Annotated in this window: 23 protein-coding genes; 10 read left to right on the forward strand and 13 right to left on the reverse strand. The window is 64.6% G+C overall.

The features are described from left to right. Positions 1 to 140: 140 nt before the first annotated feature. Positions 141 to 701 carry a DUF962 domain-containing protein gene (locus AB4Y32_RS11425; protein WP_368721440.1) on the forward strand — a complete coding sequence of 187 codons (561 nt, stop codon included), beginning with the start codon at positions 141 to 143 and terminating at the stop codon, positions 699 to 701. Positions 702 to 756: 55 nt separating this feature from the next. Here AB4Y32_RS11425 and rarD read toward each other — a convergent pair whose 3' ends face one another. Further along, complete coding sequence (gene rarD, locus AB4Y32_RS11430; protein WP_368721441.1) at positions 757 to 1,647, reverse strand: EamA family transporter RarD; 891 nt, start codon at positions 1,645 to 1,647, stop codon at positions 757 to 759. Between the two features lie 537 nt (positions 1,648 to 2,184). Here rarD and egtD point away from each other — a divergent pair. Next, on the forward strand, positions 2,185 to 3,165 hold the full coding sequence (egtD, locus tag AB4Y32_RS11435; RefSeq protein WP_368721442.1) for an L-histidine N(alpha)-methyltransferase: 981 nt from the start codon (positions 2,185 to 2,187) through the stop codon (positions 3,163 to 3,165). 80 nt (positions 3,166 to 3,245) lie between these two features. Here egtD and AB4Y32_RS11440 read toward each other — a convergent pair whose 3' ends face one another. Beyond that, positions 3,246 to 3,542, reverse strand: coding sequence for an acylphosphatase (locus tag AB4Y32_RS11440; protein WP_368721443.1), 297 nt, complete (start codon positions 3,540 to 3,542; stop codon positions 3,246 to 3,248). 198 nt (positions 3,543 to 3,740) lie between these two features. Here AB4Y32_RS11440 and hpnA point away from each other — a divergent pair, with 198 nt between their 5' ends. Both hpnA and AB4Y32_RS11450 read left to right on the forward strand, forming a co-directional pair. After that, entirely contained in the window at positions 3,741 to 4,751 is a 1,011-nt protein-coding gene (gene hpnA / locus AB4Y32_RS11445) for a hopanoid-associated sugar epimerase (protein ID WP_368721444.1), read from the forward strand. 110 nt (positions 4,752 to 4,861) lie between these two features. Beyond that, entirely contained in the window at positions 4,862 to 5,410 is a 549-nt protein-coding gene (locus tag AB4Y32_RS11450) for a hypothetical protein (protein WP_368721445.1), read from the forward strand. A gap of 48 nt (positions 5,411 to 5,458) precedes the next feature. Here AB4Y32_RS11450 and AB4Y32_RS11455 read toward each other — a convergent pair whose 3' ends face one another. Together AB4Y32_RS11455 and AB4Y32_RS11460 are read right to left on the reverse strand one after the other, a co-directional pair. After that, positions 5,459 to 6,130, reverse strand: a complete 672-nt coding sequence (locus tag AB4Y32_RS11455) for a lytic transglycosylase domain-containing protein (protein ID WP_368721446.1) — start codon at positions 6,128 to 6,130, stop codon at positions 5,459 to 5,461. Beyond that, positions 6,127 to 7,305: a glycosyltransferase gene (locus AB4Y32_RS11460; RefSeq protein WP_368721447.1), complete on the reverse strand. Its 1,179-nt coding sequence runs from the start codon at positions 7,303 to 7,305 to the stop codon at positions 6,127 to 6,129. The genes AB4Y32_RS11455 and AB4Y32_RS11460 overlap by 4 nt, the downstream gene beginning before the upstream one ends. A 457-nt stretch (positions 7,306 to 7,762) precedes the next feature. Here AB4Y32_RS11460 and ispH point away from each other — a divergent pair, with 457 nt between their 5' ends. Then, positions 7,763 to 8,707, forward strand: coding sequence for a 4-hydroxy-3-methylbut-2-enyl diphosphate reductase (gene ispH / locus AB4Y32_RS11465; protein WP_368721448.1), 945 nt, complete (start codon positions 7,763 to 7,765; stop codon positions 8,705 to 8,707). Positions 8,708 to 8,717: 10 nt separating this feature from the next. Continuing rightward, positions 8,718 to 9,875 (forward strand): adenosyl-hopene transferase HpnH, encoded by a 1,158-nt coding sequence (hpnH, locus tag AB4Y32_RS11470; protein WP_087736602.1) that lies wholly within the window; start codon positions 8,718 to 8,720, stop codon positions 9,873 to 9,875. Between the two features lie 317 nt (positions 9,876 to 10,192). Here the strand turns inward: hpnH and AB4Y32_RS11475 are convergent, their stop codons facing one another. Continuing rightward, positions 10,193 to 10,798, reverse strand: coding sequence for a phospholipid-binding protein MlaC (locus tag AB4Y32_RS11475; RefSeq protein ID WP_368721449.1), 606 nt, complete (start codon positions 10,796 to 10,798; stop codon positions 10,193 to 10,195). A gap of 184 nt (positions 10,799 to 10,982) precedes the next feature. On the opposite strand from AB4Y32_RS11475, the gene AB4Y32_RS11480 reads away from it, so the two are divergent. Together AB4Y32_RS11480 and AB4Y32_RS11485 are read left to right on the forward strand one after the other, a co-directional pair. Next, entirely contained in the window at positions 10,983 to 13,601 is a 2,619-nt protein-coding gene (locus AB4Y32_RS11480) for an MMPL family transporter (protein WP_368721450.1), read from the forward strand. 4 nt (positions 13,602 to 13,605) lie between these two features. Further along, positions 13,606 to 14,679 carry an MlaA family lipoprotein gene (locus AB4Y32_RS11485; RefSeq protein WP_368721451.1) on the forward strand — a complete coding sequence of 358 codons (1,074 nt, stop codon included), beginning with the start codon at positions 13,606 to 13,608 and terminating at the stop codon, positions 14,677 to 14,679. Between the two features lie 127 nt (positions 14,680 to 14,806). Here the strand turns inward: AB4Y32_RS11485 and AB4Y32_RS11490 are convergent, their stop codons facing one another. From AB4Y32_RS11490 to hpnD, 5 genes are all read right to left on the reverse strand, one after another. After that, positions 14,807 to 15,301 (reverse strand): acyl-CoA thioesterase, encoded by a 495-nt coding sequence (locus AB4Y32_RS11490; protein WP_368721452.1) that lies wholly within the window; start codon positions 15,299 to 15,301, stop codon positions 14,807 to 14,809. A 198-nt stretch (positions 15,302 to 15,499) separates the two neighbouring features. After that, positions 15,500 to 16,213, reverse strand: a complete 714-nt coding sequence (locus AB4Y32_RS11495; RefSeq protein ID WP_368721453.1) for a phosphorylase — start codon at positions 16,211 to 16,213, stop codon at positions 15,500 to 15,502. Further along, positions 16,213 to 18,246 (reverse strand): squalene--hopene cyclase, encoded by a 2,034-nt coding sequence (gene shc / locus AB4Y32_RS11500; protein WP_368721454.1) that lies wholly within the window; start codon positions 18,244 to 18,246, stop codon positions 16,213 to 16,215. Before shc ends, AB4Y32_RS11495 begins: the two co-directional genes overlap by 1 nt. Continuing rightward, on the reverse strand, positions 18,243 to 19,514 hold the full coding sequence (hpnE, locus tag AB4Y32_RS11505; protein ID WP_368721455.1) for a hydroxysqualene dehydroxylase HpnE: 1,272 nt from the start codon (positions 19,512 to 19,514) through the stop codon (positions 18,243 to 18,245). Before hpnE ends, shc begins: the two co-directional genes overlap by 4 nt. After that, entirely contained in the window at positions 19,514 to 20,362 is an 849-nt protein-coding gene (hpnD, locus tag AB4Y32_RS11510; RefSeq protein ID WP_368721456.1) for a presqualene diphosphate synthase HpnD, read from the reverse strand. Before hpnD ends, hpnE begins: the two co-directional genes overlap by 1 nt. A 552-nt stretch (positions 20,363 to 20,914) precedes the next feature. Here hpnD and AB4Y32_RS11515 point away from each other — a divergent pair. Next, entirely contained in the window at positions 20,915 to 21,337 is a 423-nt protein-coding gene (locus tag AB4Y32_RS11515) for a nuclear transport factor 2 family protein (RefSeq protein ID WP_368721457.1), read from the forward strand. Between the two features lie 86 nt (positions 21,338 to 21,423). Here AB4Y32_RS11515 and AB4Y32_RS11520 read toward each other — a convergent pair whose 3' ends face one another. The 3 genes from AB4Y32_RS11520 to AB4Y32_RS11530 are packed head-to-tail and all read right to left on the reverse strand — an operon-like array spanning position 21,424 to position 23,343. Next, the gene (locus tag AB4Y32_RS11520) at positions 21,424 to 22,362 is read right to left on the reverse strand and encodes a GGDEF domain-containing protein (protein ID WP_368721458.1); all 939 of its coding nucleotides are present in this window, start codon (positions 22,360 to 22,362) and stop codon (positions 21,424 to 21,426) included. Then, positions 22,359 to 22,982, reverse strand: coding sequence for a chemotaxis protein CheC (locus tag AB4Y32_RS11525; protein WP_087736591.1), 624 nt, complete (start codon positions 22,980 to 22,982; stop codon positions 22,359 to 22,361). Before AB4Y32_RS11525 ends, AB4Y32_RS11520 begins: the two co-directional genes overlap by 4 nt. Then, positions 22,975 to 23,343: a response regulator gene (locus AB4Y32_RS11530; protein ID WP_368721520.1), complete on the reverse strand. Its 369-nt coding sequence runs from the start codon at positions 23,341 to 23,343 to the stop codon at positions 22,975 to 22,977. The genes AB4Y32_RS11525 and AB4Y32_RS11530 overlap by 8 nt, the downstream gene beginning before the upstream one ends. A 724-nt stretch (positions 23,344 to 24,067) precedes the next feature. On the opposite strand from AB4Y32_RS11530, the gene AB4Y32_RS11535 reads away from it, so the two are divergent. Then, positions 24,068 to 26,380, forward strand: coding sequence for a hybrid sensor histidine kinase/response regulator (locus AB4Y32_RS11535; protein WP_368721459.1), 2,313 nt, complete (start codon positions 24,068 to 24,070; stop codon positions 26,378 to 26,380). The last annotated feature ends 70 nt before the right edge of the window (positions 26,381 to 26,450 follow it).

The following is a 26,450-nucleotide window of genomic DNA, read 5'->3' on the forward strand; positions in this document are numbered from 1 at the left end:
CGGGCGTCATTGTTCGAAGCGCGGTCCGTCGGTTGGGTCGGTTTGAACAGGCCGCTTCGAACACGCCGGATTGTCGGCTAGCTGAATTGTCGCGGCCCGCCGACCGCGATTATGATGACGTTCAACGAGGACGGGCATCGATGAGAACGCTCACTGACCAGCTTGCGCAATACGCGGCCTATCACAGGGACCGCCGCAACATCGCGACGCACTTCGTCGGCATTCCGATGATCGTGCTGGCGCTCGCCGTGCTGTTGAGCCGGCCCGCGTTGACGTTTGCAGCGCTGCCGTTCCCGGTTTCGCCGGCGCTCGTGCTGGTCGTGCTGAGCGTGGCCTATTACCTCGCGCTCGACGTGCCGCTCGGCCTGATGATGACCGTCCTCTACGCGTTGTGCATCGCGTGCGGCACCTGGCTCGCCGCGCAGCCGACGCTATCGTGGCTCGCATCGGGCGCCGGTCTCTTCGTCGTGGGCTGGATCATCCAGTTCGTGGGACACGCCGCGTATGAGCACCGCAAGCCCGCATTCGTCGACGACCTGATCGGTCTCGTGATCGGGCCGCTGTTCGTGCTGGTCGAAGCGTTGTTTGCGTTCGGATGGCGCCCGGCATTGCGCGACGCGATCGAAGCGAAAGCCAGTCCGGCGCGCATCGACGGCGCGCGCATCGACGGCGCGCGCGCCGCCACGCACGAGGGCCGCTAGCGCGGCGCTATCGCGCGTCGCGCGAGCATGGCGCAAGCGGCGCAGGCGCAGCGATTCAACCCGGCGCGAGCAGACGCACGCTATGCAGCGCCGTCAGCCCGACGGCGATCCAGATCGGCACATAGGTGCCAAGCTGTTGAGCCGTCATCGTCTCGCCGAGCAGCGTCACCGACACGATCACGAGCAACACGGGCTCCACATAGCCGAGGATGCCGAAGAGCGCCATCGGCAATAGGCGGCTCGCCTTCAGATACGACGCGAGCGCGACCGTGCTCAGCGCGCCGAGTCCGGGCAGCAGCAAGAGCCACATGTCGATGCGCCCCGACAGCAGTTCGAGCGAGCCGCCGTTGAGCGCCATCGCGAGCGCGAACGGCAGCATCAGCGACACTTCGAGCGCGAAGGCCGTCAGCGAATCGGCGTTGATCTTGCGACGCAGCACGAAGTACGGCGGATAGCCGAGCGCGACGAGCAGCGTCGGCCATGAAAACGCGCGTGTCACCCACAGTTCGTGAAGCACGCCGAGCGCAGCGCAAGCGACGGCGAGCCACTGCAACGGCTCCAGCCGCTCGTGATAGTAGAAGCGGCCGACGAGCACCATCGTCAGCGGCAACAGGAAATAGCCGAGCGACACTTCGAGCATCCGTCCGTGCAGCGGCGCCCATAGAAACACCCACAGCTGCACGCCCAGCAACGCGGCGCTGACGGCCAGCGCGAGCGCCGTGCGCGGCTCGCTGAGCGCGCGCTGCACGAGCGCGCACAACTGCGGCAGCCGCGAGCGCACGACGATCAATGCAAACGCGCCGGGCACGGTCCAGATCACGCGCCACGCGAAGATGTCGAGCCCTGTCAACGGCGTCAGCAGCTTCGCGTACACGGACATCAGCGCAAAGAGCATCGATGCCGTCACGGACAACGCGATGCCACGCCCCGGTTGATATGCGTTCATCGGCCCGTCCGCTTTGAGAGGTCATGCGTGCGAAATGCGAAGCGGAGCACGAGGCGGGGCACGATAGTGCGAGTGATGTCGTCCATTGTTTAAGTCTTGTTTTAACTGCGCGGCGCGCGCGTCCCCGAATGTGGAGCGCGGCCATCGCGTGAAGCGCGCATTCTAGACGGGTTGCACGCGCGACGTCGCGTTTTCAGGGCGAAATGCGTGCGTGCATATTCACGCACGATGGGCTATAAAACCTAACTCCATCTCTGCGCCGCGCGACGTCGGCGAATCTTCGGTGGAATGACGGGCGCGCTCCCGTTGAGTTCTCGCGCCGCTCGTGCGCGGTTCTTGCTTGGTTGTGGCGTTCTACGCCGCTCACACGCGGCTTTCAATCTGCTTCGCAGACGTGTGAACGCAGACACGCCCCGGTCATCGAACGCGCTCACGCTAGCCTCGGATGAACGCAGGCCGGTCCAGTCACTCCAACGTATCTGCATCCACAGTCCTCAAGTCAAGTCATCACTGGAAACGAGCCAACACGGAGCCAACATGACTCAGCCAGCCGTATCGCATCATCTGTCGCACGACGTATCGCCGGAGTTTGCCGCCGCCGTCCGCGCTGGCCTCAGCAAGCAGCCTCAGAAGGAATTGCCGTCGAAGTATCTGTACGATGAAGTGGGATCGGCGCTCTTCGAAGTAATCACCGCGCTGCCCGAATACGGCGTGACGCGCGCCGAAGAACGCCTGCTTGCGCGGCACGCGACCGACATCGTCGCGCAGTTGCCGCACGATGCAATCGTCGCGGAACTGGGCAGCGGCAGCGGCCGCAAGACGCGCCGCATCCTCGAGGCGCTGTGCAAAAAGCGTCCCACTTCTTACTGCCCGATTGAAATTTCGCGCACCGCTTTGCAATTATGTCGTCGCGAACTGGGTGACATCGAACGCATTTCGATCGTCGGCTATGAGCGCGACTATCTCGCGGGGCTCGCCGAAGTGAGCAAGCGACGCGCCAAGGACGAGCCGCTGCTGGTGCTGTTTCTCGGCAGCACGATCGGCAATTTCGGCCGGCTTGCCGCCACGCGTTTTCTGCGCGACATCCGCAACATGCTCGCGCCCGGCGATGCGCTACTGCTCGGCACCGACCTCGAAAAGCCGGTGCCCGTGCTGATCGCCGCGTACGACGATCCCATCGGCGTGACGGCCGCGTTCAACCTGAATCTGCTTGCGCGGATCAATCGCGAACTCGATGGCGATTTTCCGCTCGACGCCTTCGAGCATGTCGCGCGCTTCAACCCGGATGTGCGCAGCGTCGAAATGCATCTGCGCGCGAAACGGCATGTGAGCGCGCAAGTGCGCGCGGCAAAGCTGTCGGTCGAACTGGAAGAAGGCGAGACGATCTGGACGGAAAGCAGCCACAAGTACCGCACGGATGAGTTGCACGCGATCGCCGACGACGCAGGTTTCGTTTGCAGCCATCAATGGATCGAGCGCGACTGGGGGTTTGCAGAGAGCCTGCTGGTGGCGCGCTGATTCGTCAGCACGGAAAAAAGCGCGCGGTGCCGCGCGCTTTTTTTCTGCTTCATTCAAGTAATTCGAGTGCTTCGTACGCTTCAGTGCTGCTCGAAGCGTTCGAAGCGCTTGTCGGTGGCGCGCTCTTCGCCTGTCACTTCCGTGACGCGCGCCGCCGGCGGCCCGTGACGCAGCCACGACAGCATCCGGTCGACCTGATTCGCCGGCCCTTGCAGCATCGCTTCGACGGAACCGTCGTCCATGTTCGCCACCCATCCCCGGATACCCAGCGCATGCGCCTGGCGCACCGTCGCGAGACGGAAGCCGACGCCCTGCACCATGCCGCGCACGCGCACGTAATACGTTTCCATCCGCGAATCGAGATCCGTGCCGGACATGCTTTCACCTCCCTATGCGTTTCCATGCATTCACGCGGGCATTCTAGTCGCGCCGCGCGGGCTTTGCTTACCGAAGGGCACGCGAGCACGACGCGCGCCATCGACAGTCACTCAGCCTTAGCACGTACAATCCGACCTCTGCGACACGCCATTCGGGCAGCAGTAGAGAAGAAACGGCAAAAAGGGAAACGGCAGGCAATGACCGATCAGACTCGCGATCTCGTACTCGTCACCGGCGCATCCGGTTTCGTCGGCTCGGCGGTCGCGCGCATCGCGCAACAAAAGGGCTTCGCGGTACGCGTGCTCGTGCGTCCGACGAGTCCGCGCCGCAACGTCGAATCGCTCGACGCGGAGATCGTCGTCGGCGACATGCGCGACGAAGCGTCGATGCGCGCCGCGCTGCGCGGCGCGCGCTATCTGCTGCACGTCGCGGCCGATTACCGGCTGTGGGCGCCTGACCCGAATGAAATCGAGCGCTCGAATCTGGAAGGCACGGAAGCGACGATGCGCGCCGCGCTGAAAGAAGGCGTCGAGCGCATCGTGTACACGAGCAGCGTCGCGACGCTGAAGGTGACGAGCTCGGGCCAGTCGGTCGACGAAACATCGCCGATGACGCCGCAGCAGGCCATCGGCGTGTACAAGCGCAGCAAGGTGCTCGCGGAGCGCGCGGTCGAACGGATGATCGCGAACGACGGGCTGCCCGCCGTCATCGTCAATCCGTCGACGCCCATCGGCCCGCGCGACGTGAAGCCGACGCCGACGGGCCGCATCATCGTCGAAGCGGCGCTCGGCAAGATTCCCGCATTCGTCGATACGGGGCTGAACCTCGTGCACGTCGATGACGTGGCGATGGGCCATTTCCTCGCGCTCGAACGCGGCAGGATCGGCGAACGCTATATCCTCGGCGGCGAGAATCTGCCGCTGCAACAGATGCTCGCCGATATCGCCGGCATGGTCGGGCGCAAGCCGCCGACCATCGCGTTGCCGCGCTGGCCGCTGTATCCGCTCGCGATGGGCGCGGAAGCCGTCGCGAAGTTCACGAAGCGCGAGCCGTTCGTGACCGTCGACGGATTGAAGATGTCGAAGAACAAGATGTACTTCACGTCGGCGAAAGCGGAGCGCGAACTCGGCTATTGCGCGCGGCCGTATCGCGAGGGACTACGCGATGCGCTCGACTGGTTCCGCGACGCAGGCTATCTGAAGACGTGAGGCCGACGCAGTGATTCTCGCGCGTACGCTTTGTTACAACTCGATGCCGACACGAAGTTTAACGTCGGCGCGCAGACGGTAAAATCGCGGGTCTTACCAGAGAACTACGCATGAACCTTCACGAACAGATTGGCGCGCTCGAAACGGGCGTCGATCAGCTGATTCAGGCTTTCACGACGTCCCGGCAACAGGTCGAGGCCGCCTCTTCCGCTGTCGAAGCAGCGGCCGCTGCTGTCGAAGCGCCCATTGAAACCGCGCAAGCCGCGCAAGCTTCGGAAGCTGCGACTGAAGCACGAGTCGAGCCGCAGGAAGCCGACGCAGCGGCTGCTGACGAAAAGCCGACGCTGCATATCGAACGCCCGAGCCAGAACGAAATCACGATGACGATCGGCGGCAAGTCGGTCACGCTGCATCCGTCGCAGGTCGGTCAGCTAGTCGAGGAACTGTCGAACGCGCGCGCGTCGATGGAGCCCGAAGTCCCGCCGAACCTGCCCGCCGGCTGGCGTTTCGTCTCGACGAAGAACCCGGTGATGGCCGTGCAGAAGCAATCGAACGGCGACCGTCTGCTGGTGCTGCGTCATACGGGACATGGCTGGGTGCCGTTCCAGTTCTCGCCGGACATGGTCATCCAGATGTACATGATGCTGACGCAGAAGTAATGCGCGCGGCGGCTCGTCGATCCGTGCGCTTCGTATAGTCGCGTCCGTTCAGTGCGAATGCGGCAGCAGTGAATTGAGCAGGCTGGACGCGCGCTGCGAAACGCTGGGCTTGTCGGCGGCATCATCAACGGGGCTCACGTAGACAACCGGCCCGATACACAGCGAGGTCCAGCGCGCATCGCAGCCGCCGTCGCGTGACGGCAGTGGCTGGTCCGCGCCGGATGCCGCAGCCGCCTCGGCGTCCAGCACTTCCGCGAACGTCTTCACGCGGCCGTTGACCTTCTCCGCATACGCCTGCGATCCGCCGTAGCTCTTCAACGCGGCATTCATATCGCCGCCCGCCGATTTCATATAGCCATACAGAATCGCCGAGCCGACCTCGATGTTGGTCTCGGGATCGGTCAGGTCCTTCACGTCTTTCAGCATCCGCTTGTGCGCGCCGGGCACGACCTGCATCAGCCCCGTCGCGCCGTTGCCGCCCTTGGCCTTTTCCTTGAAACGCGATTCGATCGAGATGATCGCCAAAATAAGCGCGGGCGGCAACGCGTACTTTTCAGATGCGGCGCGCACTGCGTTCGAGATCTGTTCGGCCTTCTCCTTTGCGACGCCGAACTTCTGACGCAGATAAGCGGACATGTGGTCGTGGCTGGTCTGATCGTCCGCCAGTGCGGCCTGCATCAGGCCCAGCGACAGCACGATCAGGCAGACGAGCCGCCTCATTGATTCGACCCGGCGGGCGCCTGCACGCGCGCCTTCCACTGGCCGCCCTTGCCGCGCCAGTAGCGCACGGCGGAGCCGAACGTCGCGCTGACGTAGAACAGCGCGACGAGCGGCAGGAACGGCGCCCACAGCGGGGAGCGGTTGTAGTAGCGCAGCATCGGCGCATACGCGCAGCACATGGCCGCCCACGCGAGCCACGCGGGCCAGCCCTTGGGACCGAGCACGATGGCGACGACGGGCGGCACGAGATAGATGATCGTCATGCCGAGCAGCGTGCCCGCGAGCAGCCACGCCGAATAGCGCAGCTGCGTGAACGCCGTGCGCGCGATCATGTTCCAGATCTCGCGCCAGCTATCGTAAGGACGCAGCGACACGCTGCGCGCCGCCACGTCCAGGCGGATCGGGTGACGCCCTTCGCCGCGATGCTTGATGCGCGCGGCAAGGCTGCAATCGTCGATCAGTTCCGCGCGAATCGATTCGATGCCGCCCGCTTCTTCCAGCGCCGTGCGGCGCACCAGCATGCAGCCGCCCGCCGCACCCGCCGTGCGGTTGCGCGGATTGTTGACCCACGAGAACGGATAGAGCTTCGCGAAGAAGAACACGAAGGCGGGAATCAGCGCCTTTTCCCAGAACGAGTCGCAGCGCAGGCGGACCATCAGCGAGACGAGATCGCGCTGTTCCGCGTCGGCGCGCATCACGAGTTGCGTGAGCGCGTCGGCGGGATGGCCGATGTCGGCGTCGGTGAGCAGCAGATACTCGGGCACGTAGCCGAGCGCGCGCACGGCCTCGATGCCCTGCGACTGCGCCCACACCTTGCCCGACCAGCCAGCAGGCAGCGGCTTCGCGCCGATCACCGTCAGCCGGTCCGGACACTTCAGCGCGAGCGCCGCGGCACGGGCGGCGTCGGCAGTGCCGTCGGTGCTGTGGTCGTCGACGACGATCACGTGAAACGCGCCCGGGTAGTCCTGTGCGAGCAGCGACGTGACAGCCCGCGCGATCACGTCCGCCTCGTTGCGCGCCGGCACCACAGCGGCGACGCCCGGCCACGCGTCACGCGTCCCGGACGCGAGCGGCGCAGCGGGATGCGCGCGCCAGAAGCCGCCGCGCGCGAACAGCAGCACACACCAGATCAGGAGCGACAAACACGCCAACAGAAACAGAACCGCCGCAATCATGCATTGCCCTCTTTGGAAGCCGCGCCGCGATGCGCGGTTGCGGACGCGCGCGGCAACACCCGCCGCGACGACGCGCCAATCGTGGAAAACGACTGCTGTCCGACCATCGAATATGTGATAGACGGCGCCTTCGATACGTTCAAGAATGCGCCGTCCGTCAAAGACGTCGCAGAAAATTCAACGCCCGCGCGCAAACGGTGCGCGGCGTGCGCACGCGCGGCGAGGCCCGCTAGTTTAAGGGTTCCCGTCACCTTGCGCAGCGAGTCATTTTTGCCGCGCGAAACACCACAGCTCAGTGCATCAAAAAAGCAAACAAACGGCGATAGCGTTAGAATGCGCGTTTGGTCTCGAGTATCGACTTTCGTCGGATTTAAGACAATTAACTATACAGACGCGGCGAACAGGTCGTATTTACCGATCTGCCCGGAAACCCGCGTCAGTCGGAGTTCGCCAGCCTATGCGAGTCATCCTTGCCCAACCCCGCGGCTTTTGTGCGGGAGTAGTGAGGGCGATCGAGATCGTCGATCGCGCTTTGCAGCAACATGGCGCACCTGTTTATGTGCGTCATGAGATCGTCCACAACAGGCACGTGGTCGATAACCTTCGCCGCAAAGGCGCGCGTTTCGTCGAAGAGCTCGATGAAGTGCCGCAGGGCGCAGTTGCGATTTTCAGTGCCCACGGTGTTGCTCAAAGCGTCGAACGCAACGCGCAAGAGCGCGGTCTGGATGTGCTGGACGCCACCTGCCCGCTCGTGACCAAGGTGCATGTGCAAGGTCGGCAGTACGTTGCTGCGGGCCGTACGCTGATCCTGATCGGCCACGCCGGTCACCCTGAAGTAGAAGGCACGATCGGTCAGATTCCGGGGACCGTGCTGCTCGTGCAAAGCGAAGCCGACGTCGCAAAGCTGGAGCTTCCCGTGGACACGCCGCTTGCTTACGTTACGCAGACCACGCTTTCGGTGGACGACACGCGCGGCATCATCAATGCGCTGAAGCGCCGTTTCCCGGATATCGTCGGCCCCGATACGCGCGATATCTGCTACGCGACGCAGAACCGTCAGGCCGCCGTGCGCGAGCTCAGCTCGCAGGTCGACGTGTTGCTCGTGGTGGGCGCGACGAACAGCTCCAATTCGAATCGCCTGCGCGAAATCGGCGGCGAATCAGGTGTGCCGAGCTATCTCGTCGCCGACGGCTCCGAACTCAAGCCGGAATGGTTCGCAGGCGTCGAAACGGTCGGCCTTACGGCGGGCGCATCGGCGCCTGAAGAAATGGTCGAGAACGTCATTGATGCGCTTCGCGCACTGGGCCCCGTCGACGTCACGACGATGGCGGGACGTGAGGAAAAAGTTGAATTCAAGTTGCCGTCGAAACTGACGCAACCACTCGCTGCACGCGAAGTTTAAGGAGGACGATTTGTCTATTCCGATGCTACAAAAAGTCCGGGTCGGCGCGTACATCATGCGTCAGCACCTGAAGGGCAACAAGCGCTATCCGCTCGCGCTGATGCTGGAGCCGCTGTTCCGCTGCAACCTCGCATGCAACGGCTGCGGCAAGATCGATTATCCGGACCCCATCCTCAACCAGCGTCTGTCGCTGGCCGAATGCCTCGAAGCCGTCGACGAATGCGGCGCACCCGTCGTTTCGATCGCGGGCGGCGAGCCGCTCCTGCACAAGGAGATGCCGCAGATCGTCAAGGGCATCATGGCGCGCAAGAAGTTCGTGTACCTGTGCACGAACGCGCTGCTGATGGAGAAGAAGATGGACGACTACGAGCCGAATCCGTACTTCGTCTGGTCGGTGCACCTGGATGGCGACCGCGAAATGCACGACCACTCGGTGTCGCAGGACGGCACGTACGACAAGGCCGTCGCGGCCATCAAGGAAGCCAAGCGCCGCGGCTTCCGCGTGAATATCAACTGCACGCTCTTCAACGATGCCGTGCCGGAACGCGTCGCCGCGTTCTTCGACACGGTCGGCCCGATGGGTGTCGACGGCATCACGGTGTCGCCGGGCTATGCGTATGAGCGCGCGCCCGACCAGCAGCACTTCCTGAACCGCGAAAAGACCAAGCAGCTGTTCCGCGAAATCTTCAAGCGCGGCGACAACGGCAAGAAGTGGTCGTTCAGCCAGTCGAGCTTGTTCCTCGACTTCCTCGCCGGCAACCAGACGTACGAATGCACGCCGTGGGGCAACCCGGCGCGCACCGTGTTCGGCTGGCAGAAGCCGTGCTATCTGGTCGGCGAAGGTTACGTGAAGACCTTCAAGGAGCTGATGGAAACCACCGACTGGGACAAGTACGGCACGGGCAACTACGAGAAGTGCGCGGACTGCATGGTCCACTGCGGCTTCGAAGCGACGGCCGTGATGGACACGGTCTCGCATCCGCTGAAGGCGTTCAAGGTCAGCCTGACGGGCGCGCGGACGACGGGCGAATTCGCAAAGGATATCCCGCTCGACAGACAGCGTCCCGCCGAATACGTGTTCTCGCGTCACGTCGAGATCAAGCTCGACGAGATCAAGCGCGCGGGCACGGGCAAGAAGGTGCAGACCTCGGCAGCCGCGTTGAACTGAGTCTGATCGAAGACGCATGAAAAAAGAGCGCAACGGTTCAAACCGTTGCGCTCTTTCCGTTTGTGGCTCGCCGTTCGTGGCTTGCCGTTTGTGGCTTGCCGTTTGTGGCTTGCCGTTTGTGGCTTGCCGTTTGTGGCTTGCCGTTTGTGGCTTGCCGTTTGTGGCTTGCTGTTTGTGGCTTGCTGTTTGTGGCTTGCTGTTTGTGGCTTGCCGTTTGTGGCTTGCCGTTTGTGGCTTGCCGTTTGTGGCTTGCTGTTTGTGGCTTGCCGTTTGTGCGTTATGTGCCGCGCGAAGCTATGCGGTCAAGGCCGCAGTTGTCAGCCCGCGCTACGTGCGTTGTGCTGCGTGAGGAACTTGATCAGACCGTCGATGCCACCCTTCGACAACTGCTCCTGGAACTGCGTCTGGTACACCTGGATGAGCCACGCGCCCATCATGTTGATGTCGTAAATCTTCCAGCCGTTCGCCGTTTTTTCCAGGCGGTAGTCGATCGCATCGTCGCCGCCGTTGCTCAGCACGTGGGACTGAACGACGGTGTCTTTCGCATCAGCCGACGCGTTCGCTGGCTGGAAGCGGAACTTCACATCCTGATCGCGCAGTTGCGACAGCGATGCCGCGTAAGTACCGACAAGCAGTTTCGTGAATTGCTCATACAGTTGTTTTTGCTGTTCGGGCGACGCGGTACTCCAGGCTTTGCCGACTGCGATGCGCGTCGTGCGCTGGAAGTTCGTCGCGGGCACGAAATGTGACTCGACCACTTGCGTGATCTTCTTCATGTCGCCACCGCGTGCCTGCGGGTCGGCCTTCATCGCACTGACCGTGCCTTCGACCGCGCTCTTCACGATCGCATCAGGCGCGCTTTGTGCGAAAGCCGCGGTGGAAACCACGGCGGCTGCCAGAAAAGCAGAGATATAACGTTTCATACGCTCATCGGGACAGTTGAGAATGACCCGGCGCGGAAGCGGCCGCTTCCGCGCCGGGGGTACCGGCCAGTATACCGGCTTTGACGGGCCGCACTGCGTTCGCTACGCGACCTTGCGCCGGCCGCGTCGGTATACTTGTGCCCTCTGCCAATAACACCAATCTGACTGGGTCCCGCTCGCGTACATGCTGAAGTCCTCAATCGTTCGCCTCGTTGTCTGGTCGGTGCGCCGTCCGCTGCAGGTCATCGGGCTGTCGCTCGTACTCGCCGTGCTGAGCGCCATCTATGTCGTTCATCACTTCAAGATCAATACCGACACCAGCCGTCTCGTTGAGAACGATGCGCAATGGTCCGCGCTGGAAAAGCAGATCGACAAGGCGTTCCCCGATCGCGGACAAACGCTGCTCGTCGTCGTCGAGGCGGGCGCGCCCGAATATGCGAACGCCGCCGCCAACACGCTCGCCACGGAACTGCAAAAGGAAACGAAGGAATTCGTCTCGGTATCGCAACCGGGCAGCGGGCCGTTCTTCGAAAAGAACGGCTTGCTGTTTCCTTCCGTCAGCGAAGTGCAATCGACGACCGGGCAACTGGTCAAGGCGCGTCCCCTCATCAACTCGCTCGCACACGATCCGAGCCTGACGGGTCTCGCGGGCACGCTGACCACGAGCCTGCTGCTGCCGCTGCAGATCGGCCAGGTGAAGCTCGCCGACATGAGCAACCTGCTGTCGCGCAGCGCGACCGTGATCGATCACGTGCTCGCCAACGAGCCCGCCGTGTTCTCGTGGCGCGCGCTCGTCGACAAGGACGCGGCGAAAGTGCCCGCGCGCGCGTTCATCGTGGTGCAGCCCGTCGTCAACTACGCGGCGCTGCAAGCGGGCGCGCATGCATCGGAAGAGATTCGCAAGACGGCTGCATCGCTCGATCTCGATGCACAGTACGGCGCGCGCATCCGTCTGACGGGCGAACAGCCGCTCGCCGATGAAGAGTTCGCATCGGTGCAGGACGGCGCGGAGATCAACGGCATTGCGACGTTCGTCGTCGTGCTTGGAATTCTGTGGCTCGCGCTGCGCTCGGGGCGCCTGATCTTCGCCGTGTTCGTCACGCTGTTCGTGGGCCTCGCCATCACGGCCGCGCTCGGCCTGATGATGGTCGATGCACTGAACATGATTTCCGTCGCGTTCATGGTGCTGTTCGTCGGACTCGGCGTCGACTTCGGCGTGCAGTTCGGCGTGAAGTATCGCGAGGAGCGCAATCGCGACGACCGGCTCGCGGCCGCGCTCATTCACACTGCTTACAGCATCGGCGTGCCGTTGACGCTCGCCGCCGTCGCCGTTGCCGAGAGCTTCTTTTCGTTCCTGCCGACGGCCTATCGCGGCGTGTCCGAGCTGGGCGAGATCGCGGGCGTCGGCATGTTCGTCGCGTACGTGACCAACATGACGCTGCTGCCCGCGCTCATCAAGGTGCTCAATCCGCCGGGCGAACCGGAGTCGCCGGGCTTCAAGTTCCTCGCCCCCGTCGACGACTTTCTCGACCGCAACCGCACGCCCGTATTGATCGCGACGGCCGTGGCGATCATCGGCGCGTCGCCGCTGCTGCTGCATCTGCGCTTCGACTTCAATCCGTTGCATCTGAAGGACCCGAACACGGAGTCGATGGCGACACTGATCTCGCTCAACGACGCGCCCGAAGCCGCCGTCAACAACGTGCGCGCACTCGCGCCTTCGCTGGCGGCCGCCGACGCGATTGCCGCGCGGCTCTCGAAGCTGCCGGAAGTTGGCCGCACGACGACGCTCTCCACGTACATTCCCGTCGATCAGCCGCAAAAACTCGCGCTGATTTCGGCGGCCGCCCAGCAGCTGTTGCCTGCGCTCACGCAGACGCCCGCGCCGCCCGCCACGGATGCCGTGCGCGTCGCCGCGTTGAAGCGCTGCGCGAACCAGCTTGCTCTCGCCTCCGAAGATCACCCCGGTCCCGGCGCCGCCGAAGCGAAGCATCTGTCGGATGCGCTGACGAAGCTCGCGAACGCCGATGTCTCGACGCGCGACCGCGCCGAACGCGCGATGTCGGAACCGCTGAAAATCTCGCTGCACCAGCTGACGACCTTGCTGCAACCGACGGAAATCACGCGCGAGAACGTGCCGAAGGACATCGCGGACAGCTGGGTATCGAAGACGGGCCAGGCGCTCGTCGAAATTTCGCCGAAGGTGCCGCCCGGCACCGATCCCGGCGACGACGTGATGCTGCGCAACTTCGCGAAGGCCGTGAAGACGGCGGAGCCCGGTGCAATCGGCGGGCCGATCTCGATCCTGCACTCGGCGAACGTGATCATCACGGCGTTCCTGCAGGCGGCCGCGTGGGCCATCCTGTCGATCACGGTGCTGCTGTGGCTCACGCTGCGCCGGTTCGGCGACGTGCTGCGTACGCTCGTGCCGCTGCTGGTGTCGGCTATCGTCACGCTGGAATTGTGCGTCGCTTTCAACATGCCGCTGAACTTCGCGAATATCATCGCGTTGCCGCTGATGCTCGGCGTCGGCGTGGCGTTCAAGATCTACTTTGTGATGGCATGGCGCCGGGGACAGACAGGCCTGCTGCAATCGAGTCTCACGCATGCCGTGCTGTTCAGCGCAGCGACCACGGCGACGGCGTTCGGCAGTCTGTGGCTGTCGCACCATCCAGGCACATCGAGCATGGGACGGCTGCTCGCGCTGTCCCTTGTCTGCACGCTGACGGGCGCTGTGGTATTTCAGCCGGTACTGATGGGCAAACCGCGCGCTCGCCGCGCACTGAAGAAACAACAAGGATAGCCGCATGAAGATGCGAACAGCCGCGCTGGCGCTGGCCGCCGCGAGTCTTGCGACGGGGTGTGCAACGGGACCGGACCGGAAGCCGGGAGACCCGCTCGAGCCGATGAACCGCGCGATTTTCACGTTCAACGATGCACTCGATCGCACCGTCGCCGTGCCGATCGCGAAGGGCTATCAGAAGGTCACGCCGCAGCCGCTGCGCCAGGCGATCAGCAACTTCTTCTCGAACCTCGGCGATCTGGACAACTTCGCCAACAGCCTTCTGCAGTTGCACATCACGGACGCAACGGAAAGCCTGATGCGCTTTGCGATGAACTCGACGTTCGGCATCGGCGGCCTGATCGATTTCGCGACGCCTGCCGGCCTGCCGAAGCACAAGCAGGACTTCGGCCTGACGCTCGGACGCTGGGGCGTGCCGTCGGGTCCGTATCTGGTGCTGCCGCTCTTCGGGCCGAGTTCGTTCCGCGACGGCCTCGGCTATTTCGTCGATTTCCGCGCGAATCCGATGACGTATCTGGACGCGGAGTACAAGTACCCGCTGTACTTCCTGCAGTTCGTCAGCGTGCGTTCGGACCTGCTCGGCGCGACGACGCTGCTGGAACAGGCCGCGCTCGACAAGTATTCGTTCGTCCGCGACGCCTACACGCAGCAGCGCCGCTCGATGCTGCGCAGCGCCGGCGCGCCCGCTTCGAACCTGCCGAACTATAGCGAGCCCGAGGATTCGGGTGCGGAAGCGCCTTCGGGGGCATCGGGCGTGGCGCCGTCGACTGTTCCGGGCGCGGCGCCCACCGGCTTGCCGAACTACGAGAATCCGGGCGAGGCCGCGCCGCCGGAAGGCGCGTCGGGCGCAGGCGGGGCAAAGCGGAAGCCGCCCGCCAATGACGACGGCCTGCCGAACTACGAAGATCCCGGCGACACGTCCGCGCCGCCGCCCGCCTCGACGACGGCGCCCACCGACGGCACGCCCGCGCCTTCGATGTCGAATCCGTCGGGCGGAGCGCCGGGACAAGGCGCTGCTCCCGCGCCGTCGCCTTCGCCTTCGCCTTCGCCTTCGCCGGGCAAGTCTCCTTCGCAATAAGCCGCTTTATTTTTTGTCCTGTAGATGCAGAAAAATCCCCGACTGGTTGCGTGACCAGCCGGGGATTTTTTCTCGCGGCCGGCTCAGCTAGCCGAAGGATGACGGCGATGAGCCGCCGCGCCGCGCGTCAGTGCGCTGCGTCCGCTTCCTGATCGACGGCATCGATTGCATCGGCGTCGTCCGAAGCGGCAAGCATCGACGGTTGCTGCTGCATCGCCCGCAGCTTTCCGCTGTAGCGCTCGAAAGCCTCGTCGGCATAGCGGATCTTCTTGCGGCCATGCGGCGCCGGATTGCCGTTTTCGTCGAGGTTCACGAACACCATCTTTTCGACGGTAAGAATGCTCTTGCGCGTGATCTTGTTGCGCACTTCGCAGCGCAGCGTGATCGACGACCTGCCGAAATGGGTCGCCGTCATGCCGAGCTCGATGATGTCGCCCTGCCGCGCCGAGCTGACAAAGTTGAGCTCGGACATGAACTTGGTCACGACGCGCTGGTTATCGAGCTGGCAGATCGCGTAAATGGCGGCTTCTTCGTCGATCCAGCGCAGCAGGCTGCCGCCGAACAGCGTGCCGTTGGGATTCAGGTCCTCAGGCTTGACCCATTTGCGTGTGTGGAAATTCATTCGGCCCCTCTTCGGAATAGCGTAGGTGCGCTCGTCGGCGCACACCAGGGTTAACACGTAGCGCTAGATCAGAGATAAGGGTTTTCCCTGGATTATCAAGGCCGACACACTGTTTCGTTTTCGCGGCGCGCCGTCCGGCGCCGCGCGGCTTGCTTGCGGGCTTGCGGGGCGCGTGAGCGAAGCGTGCGGCGGGACGCGTCAGGGACAGAGGAGCGCGCCCGAGCGTTCCAGCACATGCCGGGCTGCGACGAGCGTGCGGCGGGCGGCGCGGGCGTCGGCGGCAACCTGCAGCAGGCCGCCCAGTTGCGACGGCTGGCGCGCCAGTTCGCGCAGGATCGGGCCGATGGCCGTCGTGCCGTCGTCGCGCAGGCCCGCCGTCGCTGCAGAGGGCAGCGTGCGCCACGCCGGATCGACGACGGCGCGGCAGACCGCGAACGGCAAGCCGTTCGCCTCGGCGATCGAGCCCGCGAGGTGAGAGTCCATGTCGACGGCAAGCGCGCCCGTCGACGCATGCAGCGCCGCTTTATCCGCTGCGCCGACGAGCGGCGCGCCGACGCCCGCCATCGGTCCACGCCACAGTTTGGTATTCAGCGGCGTCGCCCCGAGCGCGGTGACGATGCGCGCGGACCAGCGCAAGTCGGTGTCGACGTGTCCGAGCGGACTATGCACGCTGCTCGCGACGATCAGCGCGCCTGGCGCCAGATCGGGCGCCAACCCGCCCGCCGTGCCGAAGCTGACGATGCCCGCGCAGCCGCGCGCGACGGCTTCGTTGAGCGCACGTTCGAGCAGATCGGCGCGCGCAGCGAATACGGCCTCGACGCCGTTGCCGCGTGCGATGCGCGCTTCGAACGCCATCCCCGTGACGGCGATGACGGGCAGGCTCGCGTTCATGCGATCGGGCCGAGCCGCCATCACATGCCGACGGTGACGCGCTTCTCGCCCGTGCGCGTCATGTTGCGGTAGCGCGCGAGCGCCCACAGCGGGAAGAACTTGCGATAGCCGTGGTAGCGCAGATAGAACACACGCGGGAAGCCCGTCGCGGAGAAGCGCTCTTCGTCCCACAGGCCGTGGTCGCGCTGCTCGCTCTTCAGGTATTCGATGCCGCGCGCGACAGCGGGGTGATCGACGTAACCGGCCGCCATCAGCCCAAGCAGCGCCCACGACGTCTGCGATGCAATGCTCGGCGCCTTTTCGTAGCCGCGATAGTCGAGCTTGTAGCTGGTGCCGTCTTCGCCCCAGCCGCCGTCCGGGTTCTGGATCGACACGAGCCATTGCGCGGCGCGTTTGATGCGCGCGTCTTCGAGCGAGATGCCCGCCGCGTTGAGCGCACACAGCGCCGTCCACGTGCCGTAGATAAAGTTCATGCCCCAGCGGCCGTACCAGCTGCCATCTTCTTCCTGCTCCTTCAGCAGGTACTCGTACGCGCGGCGCGCCGGCTCGCTCGTCGCGGGCATTTCGCCGAGTTGCGCGAGCATCGACAGGCAGCGGCCCGACACGTCCGCCGTCGGCGGATCGAGCAAAGCGCCGTGATCGGAGAACGGAATGTTGTTCAGGTAGTACTGCGTGTTTTCCGGCTCGAACGCGCCCCAGCCGCCGTCGCTGCTCTGCATGCCGACCACCCACTCGCGGGCGCGCGCAATCGCCTTGCGATCGACATCCGATTTCGTCAGCGCCGCCGCGCGCTGCATCGCCATTGCGACCACGGCCGTATCGTCGACGTCGGGGTAATGGGCGTTGTTGTACTGGAACGCCCAGCCGCCCGGACGCGTATCCGGACGACGCGAAATCCAGTCGCCGTGCACGTCGAGAATCTGCAGCGGACGCAGCCATTCGAGGCCGCGCAGCACGGCTTCCTCGGCGCGCTCATCGCCCGTTTCGAGCAGCGCATGCGCCGCGAGCGACGTGTCCCACACGGGCGACAGGCACGGCTGGCAATACGCTTCGTCTTCGTGGACGACGAGCAGCTTGTCGATCGACTTGCGGGCGATCGCGCGATTCGGGTGATCGGCGGGATAGCCGAGCACGTCATACATCATCACCGAGTTCGCCATCGCCGGGAAAATCGCGCCGAGGCCGTCTTCGCCGTTCAGGCGTTCATCGACGAACGCGACGGCCGCCTTGATCGCGCGCTCGCGCAACGCCTTCGGGAACAGGCCGTCCGTCACGCGCAGCACGCTGTCGACCGCGCGGAAAAAGGCGAACCAGCCCTTGCTCTGGTGGCCCGAGCGCGGCAGCAGGCCCGTCGTCACGGGCGCGCCGCGGAACAGTTCGTCGATGCGCACGCCGCACGGATTGCGCGCGACGGGGCGCTTCGCGTTCAGCACGAGCAGCGGCACGATCACAGTTCGCGCCCAATACGACACCTTCGACAGATGGAACGGGAACCACTTGGGCAGCAGCATGATTTCGACGGGCATCATCGGCACCGCGTACCACGTCACCACGCCGAAGAGCGCCAGCAGAACGCGCGTGAACACGTTCGACGCCTCGGCGCCGCCGTTCGCGAGAATCGCCTCGCGCGCGCGGACCATGTGCTCGGCGCCTTCCGGATCGCCGATCATCTTCAGCGCGAAGTAGGCCTTCACGCTCGCGCTGACGTCGAGCGCGCCATCGGTGAAGAGCGGCCAGCCGCCGTCAGGCAACTGGATGCGGCGCAGATAGCGCGCGATCTTCTGTTCGAGTTCGACGTCGGGCGTCTCGCCCAGGTAATGGACGAGCAGCACGTATTCGGCGGGAATCGTCGCGTCGGCTTCGAGTTCGTAGACCCAGTGGCCGTCGTCCTTTTGCGCGGCGAGGATCGCATCGGTCGCGCGCGCGACGGCGGCGTCGAGCGCGTCGACGGGCGCGGCACCCGTTGCCAGCGCGGCAGCGACGGGGGCGTGATCGTCGATCAGCGTTTGAGGCAGTGCATCGCCCAGCGTCTGGGTCATGGATAGGTCGTTCATCGGCGTTCCATCAGTTCATTCAACAGCGTATCCGCGGCCTTCCGGCCCGAGCGGATCGCGCCTTCGATGCCCGCTGGCAGGCCGGTTGCCGTCCAGTCACCCGCAAGCATCAGATTGTTCCAGCGAGTGCGTGTAGCGGGACGGCGCATCTCGTCTTCGGGCCGCGCGGCGATCGTCGCGTGCGGCTCGACCGTCAGCTGCCACTTCAGCGGCAGATCGTCCGACAGCCCCGTCGCTCTCGCGACGTCCTTCCACAGCATGCGCGCGAGTTCGTCGCGTGGCGTATCGACGAGACTTGCGGCGTCATACGCCGTCACCGACAGACGCCCATCGGATGCAACCAGCCAGTCCGCAGTCGCGTTGACGAGGCCCGTCAGCGGCGGGTGGCCGAGCGGCGGCTCGACGGCGTAATGCGCCGTCACGACGGCGGAGAACCGGTCCGGCGCCTGCACGCCCGGCAGCAGCGCTTGCGCGACGTCAGGCGTCACGGCCAGCACGACGGCCTCGTTCGCGCCGATTTCGACGCGCTCGTCACCGAAGCGCAGCGCGCTCACGCGGCTCTCCGACGCGTGCGCAAGCTCCAGCGCGTCGAGCCTCGTACCGAGCCGGATCGCCGCGCCGCCATGCTGCAAAAGCCGCAGCGCCGGTTCGACGAAGGCCGAGCCCAGCCCATTGCGCGCAATCAGCGGCCGGCTTGCGGGGCCGCCCGCCGCGAGGGTGTCGCGCAGCGCAGCGCCCGCCAGTTCTGCCGTCGCGTGGCGCGGCTCGACATTCGTCATCGCGAGCAGAAGCGGCCGCAGCATCCGGTCCCACAACACGCCGTTGCTGCGCATCGTCTGCGCGACGGTGCGGCCTGGCTTCGCGAATAGCAGCGGCACGATCGACAGATAGTCCGACCACACGGTCTCCGGCACGCGCGCGCCGGCCTCGAAAATCCACGCCGGAAAACGTCCCGGCGACATCCGGACTGTCCAGCGCCGGTTCGTCGCGAGATCGACGAAGGGGTATTCGGGCTGCGTCGGCCCGACAAGCTCGTCGGCGGAACCGATAGCGCGCAAGTAGTTCAGCGTCGCCTGCTGGCCTGACAGCATCAGGTGATTGCCGCTGTCGACGGTGCCCGCGAGCACACGGTCGTAATACGAACGGCAGCGGCCGCCCGCCTGTTCAGCCGCTTCGTACAGGATCACCTGCGCGCCACGCCGCTGCAACTGCACAGCAGCCGCCAGGCCGGCCAGCCCCGCGCCGATCACGTGGACCAGCTTGCGCATCAAAAGAAAGCGTAGCGCGCGACGATGGCCAGCATCCGCAGCTTCGGCTTGCTGATCTTCGTGCGCGGGATGTCGAAGCCGCGATCCAGCGTGCGATCGAGCAGCACGCGATAGACGCCCGACATGATGCGCGGCGCGCGAACCTGCGCGCGCGGCTGCGCATCCATGATCGCGTCGGCGGCGGCGAAATGCTGCTTCGCGCGCTCGGCGAGCGTCGCGCAGACGCGCGGCAGCGACGGGTCGTCGGCGACCGTGAGCGGATTCGACGTCGCGATGCCTTCCCGCGCGAGCAGCTCGTACGGCAGATAGCAGCGGTTGATCGCGGCGTCTTCGTCGATGTCGCGCAGGATATTCGTCAGTTGCAGCGCGCGCCCCAGGTGATGCGCCAGCTCGATGCCAGGCTGCTCCTGCATCCCGAAAATTCTCACCGACAGCCGGCCCGCCGCGCTCGCGACACGGTCGCAGTACAGGTCGAGCGTCGCTTCGTCGGGCGCGCAGATGTCGGCGGCGGCGTCCATCGCCATGCCGTCGATCATCGCGTGGAAGTCTTCGCGCTGCAGATGAAACGTGTGGATGTGCCGGGTCAGCTCGCGCAGCGACGCGCGCGGCGAGCCCGCGTAGCACGCGTCGATGTCCGCCCGCCAGCGCTCCAGACCCGCGGCGCGTTCGGCGCGCGGCAGGTCGCTGTCGGCAATGTCGTCGACCGCGCGGCAGAACGCGTAGACCTGGTACATCGCGTCGCGCTGCGCCGGCGGCAGGATGCGCATCGCGAGATAAAACGAGCTGCCCGAACTTGCGGCGGCTGCGTCAGTTTGTGTGTCGTCCACGACGAGATTGGAAACGGCCAAGACGATCTCCGCTGAGACACCCACGACGGGGCGATCAAGAAGTCATGCCTACCCGCAGGGCAAGCCGCCCGCGCGCGCGGACACGCGCGAAACTCCAGCCCCAAAGGCCGGAAAACGGCGAAAAGTATACCAACCTTTGACAGGCGCCGCAGAAACAGCGAGCGATCGCGCAAGTGCGGCAAGCACGCAGCTGCATGGTCAATCGGTATGGGATGCCGACCGAATAACGTCGGCGGCATTTGGCGCAATGTCAATCAAAATCGCATTGTCGCCGTCCGATTATCGACTTCGATTGGCGAGCTATCTCAAATTAAGACTTGTCTGAGATATCGCGGGGCAAATCTCGATTACATTTGTCGACGCTATGAACGCCGGAGGACACGCCTCGGGCTAAACCGCTGTCTGCCTGCAAAAGGTGGACGTTAAATATCGACACTTTCCTGGAATTAATTTTAGGGTCGAATTATCTCCGGCGCTAATTTGGCAATTATTTTTGCGTCGCGGGTTAGTCAATTTAAATAACTCTCAATTCCGCTTTATTGAAGGAATATCATGAAGTTCCATATGTTTTTTGAGGCGCCTCTTCTCGCCGCTTTTGCGTTTTCGGCGCCCGTCTTCGCGATGCAAAACGACGAACCCGTGATCCGCCAGATGGAGCAAACGTGGCTGCAGGCAAGCATGCATCGCGATCGCGACACGCTCGAGGCGCTGCTCGACGACTCGTATCGTGAAGTCACGCCGTCGGGCGTGACGCGTACGAAAAGCGATGTGCTGAGCGCGCCGCCATTGCCCGCGGGCTCGACGCAGACGCTGCAGAATGTGGCGGTTCATGTGGACGGCGATCGGGCCGTCGCAGTCGGCGAAGATCACTTCATGGCGCCGAACGGTCAGTCAGCCGTGTTCGCATTCAAGGACGACTTCGTGCGTCGCGACGGCCAGTGGCGCATCGTCGGCTCGTGGATGAGCCGCAAGTGAATCAGCGCGGCGGGCGCCTCGGTGCAGCGGGCGTCGAACACGCGCGGCTTGCCGGCGGCGCTCGGCCCCTGCGCCGCGAAAACCGCTCAGATGAACGCGACCGAACGGTTGCGTCCCTGCCGCTTCGCGCTATAGAGCGCGGCGTCCGCCTCGTTGATGAGCGCCTCGTAGGCCGGCACGCCCACCCGCGCCGCCGCGCCGCCGACGCTCGCAGTCACCGGCACGTTCACGCCTTGCACATCGACGGCTGATTCGCCGATCGTGTTCCGGATCTTCTCCGCGACCTGCATCGCGTCTTCGAGCGGCGTGCACGGCAGCAGCAACGCGAACTCCTCGCCGCCGAAGCGCCCGAACGTATCCTGCGCGCGCACGACGTGCGACACACGCCGCGCCATCTCGCGCAGCACGGTATCGCCGACCATGTGGCCGAACTGGTCGTTGATCTTCTTGAAGTGATCGAGATCGAATAGCAGGATCGACAGATTGCCGCCGTAGCGCTGCCAGCGCGTGTATTCGTCGCGCAGCCGCGCTTCGAAGAACCGGCGATTCGCGATACCCGTCAGACCGTCGCGGTCCGCGTATTCCTGCAACTTCGCGACAGCCTCTTCGCGCTCGCGCTGCACGATGCTCACGTGCGTCACGTCGCACACCGTCACGCACACCGCCTCCACTTCGCGCTCGCGCATGATCGGCATGAACGTGCAGTCCTGCTGCATGTAGTCGACGCCGCCCGTGATCGGCCGGTCATGATCGAACTTGAACAGATACGGGCGCTGCTCCCACGAGCTGAACGCAAAGCTGCCGAGCTGGAAGACGCTTTCGACTTTGCGCGTGAACCACACGCGCGGCAGTTCCGGAAAGCTGGCGAAAATCGACTTGCCGACTACCTGCTGCGCCGACAGTCCGCTGTGATCGTGCATGAAGCGGTTCCACATCAGCACGTTCATCTGACGGTCGAGCACGAAAATGCCAAAGCCGACCCGTTCGACGACCAGGTCGCTCAGCGTTGGAAGCGGGGCATTCATAGGCTGGAAAGCAAGGCGTCCAGAGCGGTGCTCAGATGACGGATCGAATCTTCCGCCATCAGCATCACGAGGTGGGCGCGGAAACTCTGATCCTCCAGCGCGAAGTTCACTTCGACCAACAGCGCGGCCTCCCAGGCGAGTACTTTCGGCTGGAAGACGTCGTCGAGCGACATCGCCGAACCGAGCAGGCCCGGCGGCGAAAACACCGGCGTGCGCCCGAGCTGGTCGAGGATGCACGATACGCACGCGCCCGTCAGGATGTTCGCGACGTCGAACATGAGTTCTTCCTGCGACGTCGCCTCGTACGCGGACTTCGCGTACGGGTCGCTCACGAGCGCGCACAGCTGCTCGATGCTGCCCGTGCGGCAGATCACGAGCGCCTCGCCCTTGATGTCGGATCGGAAGCCCTGCCGGACGGCGCTGACGGGCTCGTTGATGCCCGTCATGTCACGCAGCGCCTGCGCCGCCTCGCGCACGGCGACCACGCGCACGCGCGGCACGGAAAGTTCGATGAACGCATCGAGCAGGAGCGCGAGGCGCGTCGCGGCCTGGCCCATCGCCAGATTGGCGATCTCCTGCAGCGCGTCGCGCTGCTCTTCGTTTAGGACTGGCTCAGACATACAACCCGTACTCCTTCAGGATGGGAAGCAGCGCCTCCGGGGTCACGGGCTTGGCGATAAAGGCAATCGCGCCAAGCGTGCGCACGCGTTCCCTTGCCATCGGCTGGATATCGGCGGACACGACGATTACGAACGTATTGAGGTCCTCGTGCTGTAGGGCCTCAAGAACCTGATAGCCCGTCATGTCGGGCATCGTCAGATCGAGAAACATCACCGATGCGCGGCCCTTGCGATAATGATCGAGCGCTTCGCGGCCGTTCGAAGCATAGGTAATGTCAACTTTCCAATCCTCCGGCAATGCCTTGGTGAGCACCTTGCGGGCAAGCAGCGAATCATCGGCGATCACAATGGGCAAAGACATGGCAGTGGACTGGAAACGGAGTGGGCTCGTACGTGTTAACGGCGGCGTGAATTTAATCTTTAGTGGCCGCTCGCGCAGTCGCGCAATGGCACCGCACGGACGAGGAGTAAGCGGCAAGGAGAAGCGGTCGGCACGAGCGATGCTCGACACCGATGGCGGCCCGACGGACGCGCCGTACGGCGCGTGCTGCACTGGCGGCGTGCGGCCGATGCAGTGTGCACGCAATGGACAACGTCAATGACCGGCATTTTCGAAGCCTACCCCGTTGATCATGCTGCGGCGGCAAGACGGCGTTCATGGCTCCGTGGTGCCCCGCTGGTCTCCGCAAGGGTTTGGCGGGACTTGCATGGCGTGCAATGCCCGGGCCCTCGCGCGGATTTCGCCCGATCATGGCGGGCTGAGTATTTATCGTTGCGCAATTTTCGAAGCAAATCGGCGAAAAGGCAACTCGCGAACGGGCATTCGTCGAATGAAATTAACTCAAAACAGGCGCATGCGAGTGAAACTATAGCAATTAGTTGGACGGGGGGTCGTCTTTTTACTTTTGTGTACGTTTGCGCTTCCGGATTCGTCGCTGATTTGCGAGCGTGTCCCGTCAACGCTTTCGAGCCTCGATGGGGCGCGGCCGTTGCGCGTATGGTTGCATTGCGCGCGAGCAAGCCGCGCACCGACTCTATGATGAGAGTTCTTCCGCTTGCAACACGCCGCCTGTGCGGCCTGCGCCATGACGAAACCTGACCGGCCCGTTTCCGTCGACGTCAAAGCATCGGACGGGCGCGCGCGCGCCGCGCGGCCGAACGAGGCCCTGTTTCCCGCCGTGCCCGAGCACAACTTCGCCGTGCGCCGCATGACGCTGATCGCGCTGCTGGTGGCGGCCGTCGTGCTGCCGTGCGTGTTCGTCGCGGCGATGGCGTTCAACGACCTGCGCTCGCGCGAAGCCGACGCGACGGATGTGACGCTGCGCACCGTGCGCGTCGCCGAAGAGCATGCGCTGAAAGTGTTCGACATGAACGACGCGCTCGATGCGCGCGTCGTCGATCTCGTCCAGGGACTCGACGACGACGGCATCCGCGAGCGCGAAGCCTCGATCCACGAAAAGCTGCAAACAATGGGCGGCGGCTATCCGCAAGTCGCGGCCGTCGCCATATTCGGTCGAGACGGCACCTTGCTCGCGAGCAGCCGCTTCTATCCGGCGCCTTCCGCGTCGATCAGCCAGCGCGAGGATTTCATCGGCATCCGCGATGGCCAGGTGCTCGCGCATGTCTCGAAGGTGATGGTCGGACATGTCGCGGGGGAAGTCGTGTTCAATACGGGCGTCGCGCGGCGCACAGACGACGGCGAGTTCGCGGGCATCGTATCCGTCGCGCTGCGGCCCAGTTACTTCAACGCGTTCTATCGCGAGCTGCTCGGCGGCACCGACTCGCCGATGACGATGGCGCTGACGCGCGCCGACGCTTCGCTGCTCGCGCACTACCCCGTCACGCCGATGTCGAAAATCGAGGCGCCGATGCGCCACAACGCCTATACCGATGCACTCGCCGAAGGCCGGCGCGCGGGCGTCGTGCGCGTGCGTTCGACGGTCGACGGAGAGGGCCTGATCGTCGCGTTTCGCCGCGTCGGCTCGTACCCCGTCTATGTGACGTGCGGCTATCGCACGTCGGCGATCTGGGCCTCGTGGTATCGGCATTTGAGCGTGCTGATCCTGTCGATGTTCGTGCCGTCGATCGCGCTGTGGTGCGTGATCTGGCTGTCGCTCAAGCGGCTCGCAGCCGAGGAAGAAGCGTGGGAGCGCTGGCAGGCGGAGGCGTCGATGCGACGCTCGATCGAATCGGCGTACCGGCAGTCGCGCAAGATGGAAGCGCTCGGCAATCTGGTCGGCAGCGTCGCGCACGATTTCAACAATCTGCTGATGATCGTCTCGGCCAACGCGCAGATCCTGCGCCGGCGCGGCGCGGCTACGTTCGACCGCGAACTGGCCGCGATCGAGCGCGCATTGAAAAGCGGCCAGTCACTCACGCGACAGTTGCTCGGCGTCGCGCGCAAGCAGCCGTTGCGCAGCGAAACGCTCGACGTCGCGCGCTGGCTACCCAGTTGCCACGATCTGCTGCGCGCGTCGCTCGGCGCGAAGGTCGCGCTGGTGATGGACGTCGGCGTCGGCGTGTGGCCGATGGACGTCGACGTCGCCGAACTCGAGCTGGCGCTGATCAACGTCGCCGTCAATGCGCGCGATGCAATGCCGAACGGCGGCCGCTTCACGGTGCGCACGAGCAACGTGACTTTCCGTCATGAAGACGGCTTTCCGATCACGGGCGATTTCGTGCAGCTGTCGCTGGAAGATACGGGCGTCGGCATGCCGCCGGACGTGCTGTCGCGCGCGTTCGAACCGCTCTTCACGACCAAGCCGAAGGGCATGGGCACGGGTCTCGGCTTGCCGCAGGTGTTCGCGTTCAGCGAGCGCTCGGGCGGCCTCGCGGCGATCGACAGCGCGATCGGCGCGGGCACGTCGGTGCGGCTGTATCTGCCGCGCGCGACGCACGCGCCGGAAGTCCAGCGGCCCGCCGAACCCGTCGCCGAGCAACGCGACGCGCCGCACGGACTGCGCATTCTGCTCGTCGAGGACAACGACGAAGTCGCCGCGGGCACGGAAGCGCTGCTGCAGCTGATGGGCCACGAGGTCACGTGCACATTTAACGCCGACGCAGCGGTCGAACGGCTCGACGCCGCGCGCGCAGCGCAGAAGCATGCAGGCGAGCCGCTGCCGTTCGATCTCGTGATCTCCGACATCCACATGCCGGGCAAGCTGAACGGCATCGATCTCGCCGAGCATATCCAGACCTTCGAGACCAAGCTCCCGGTGATTCTCGTCACGGGCTATGCGGAGGAACTGGAGCGCGCGCGCCACGTCGACGCGCGCATGCTGTCGAAGCCCTTCGATATCGCGCTGCTCGACAAATTCCTGCAGACATTGCAGCGGGATATCACGCAATCGCCGACTCATCCGGCCGGTTCGAACGCACTGCCAGGGATTACCAGCTAGTTGTAAAAGCGCGCCACGCAGCGTGGCGCGTCGATTGACGGTGGTTTCGACGCTGTCGCAGGTTTGGAGC

The organism is Paraburkholderia phymatum, from assembly GCF_040965635.1.
GTDB lineage: Bacteria > Pseudomonadota > Gammaproteobacteria > Burkholderiales > Burkholderiaceae > Paraburkholderia > Paraburkholderia phymatum_B.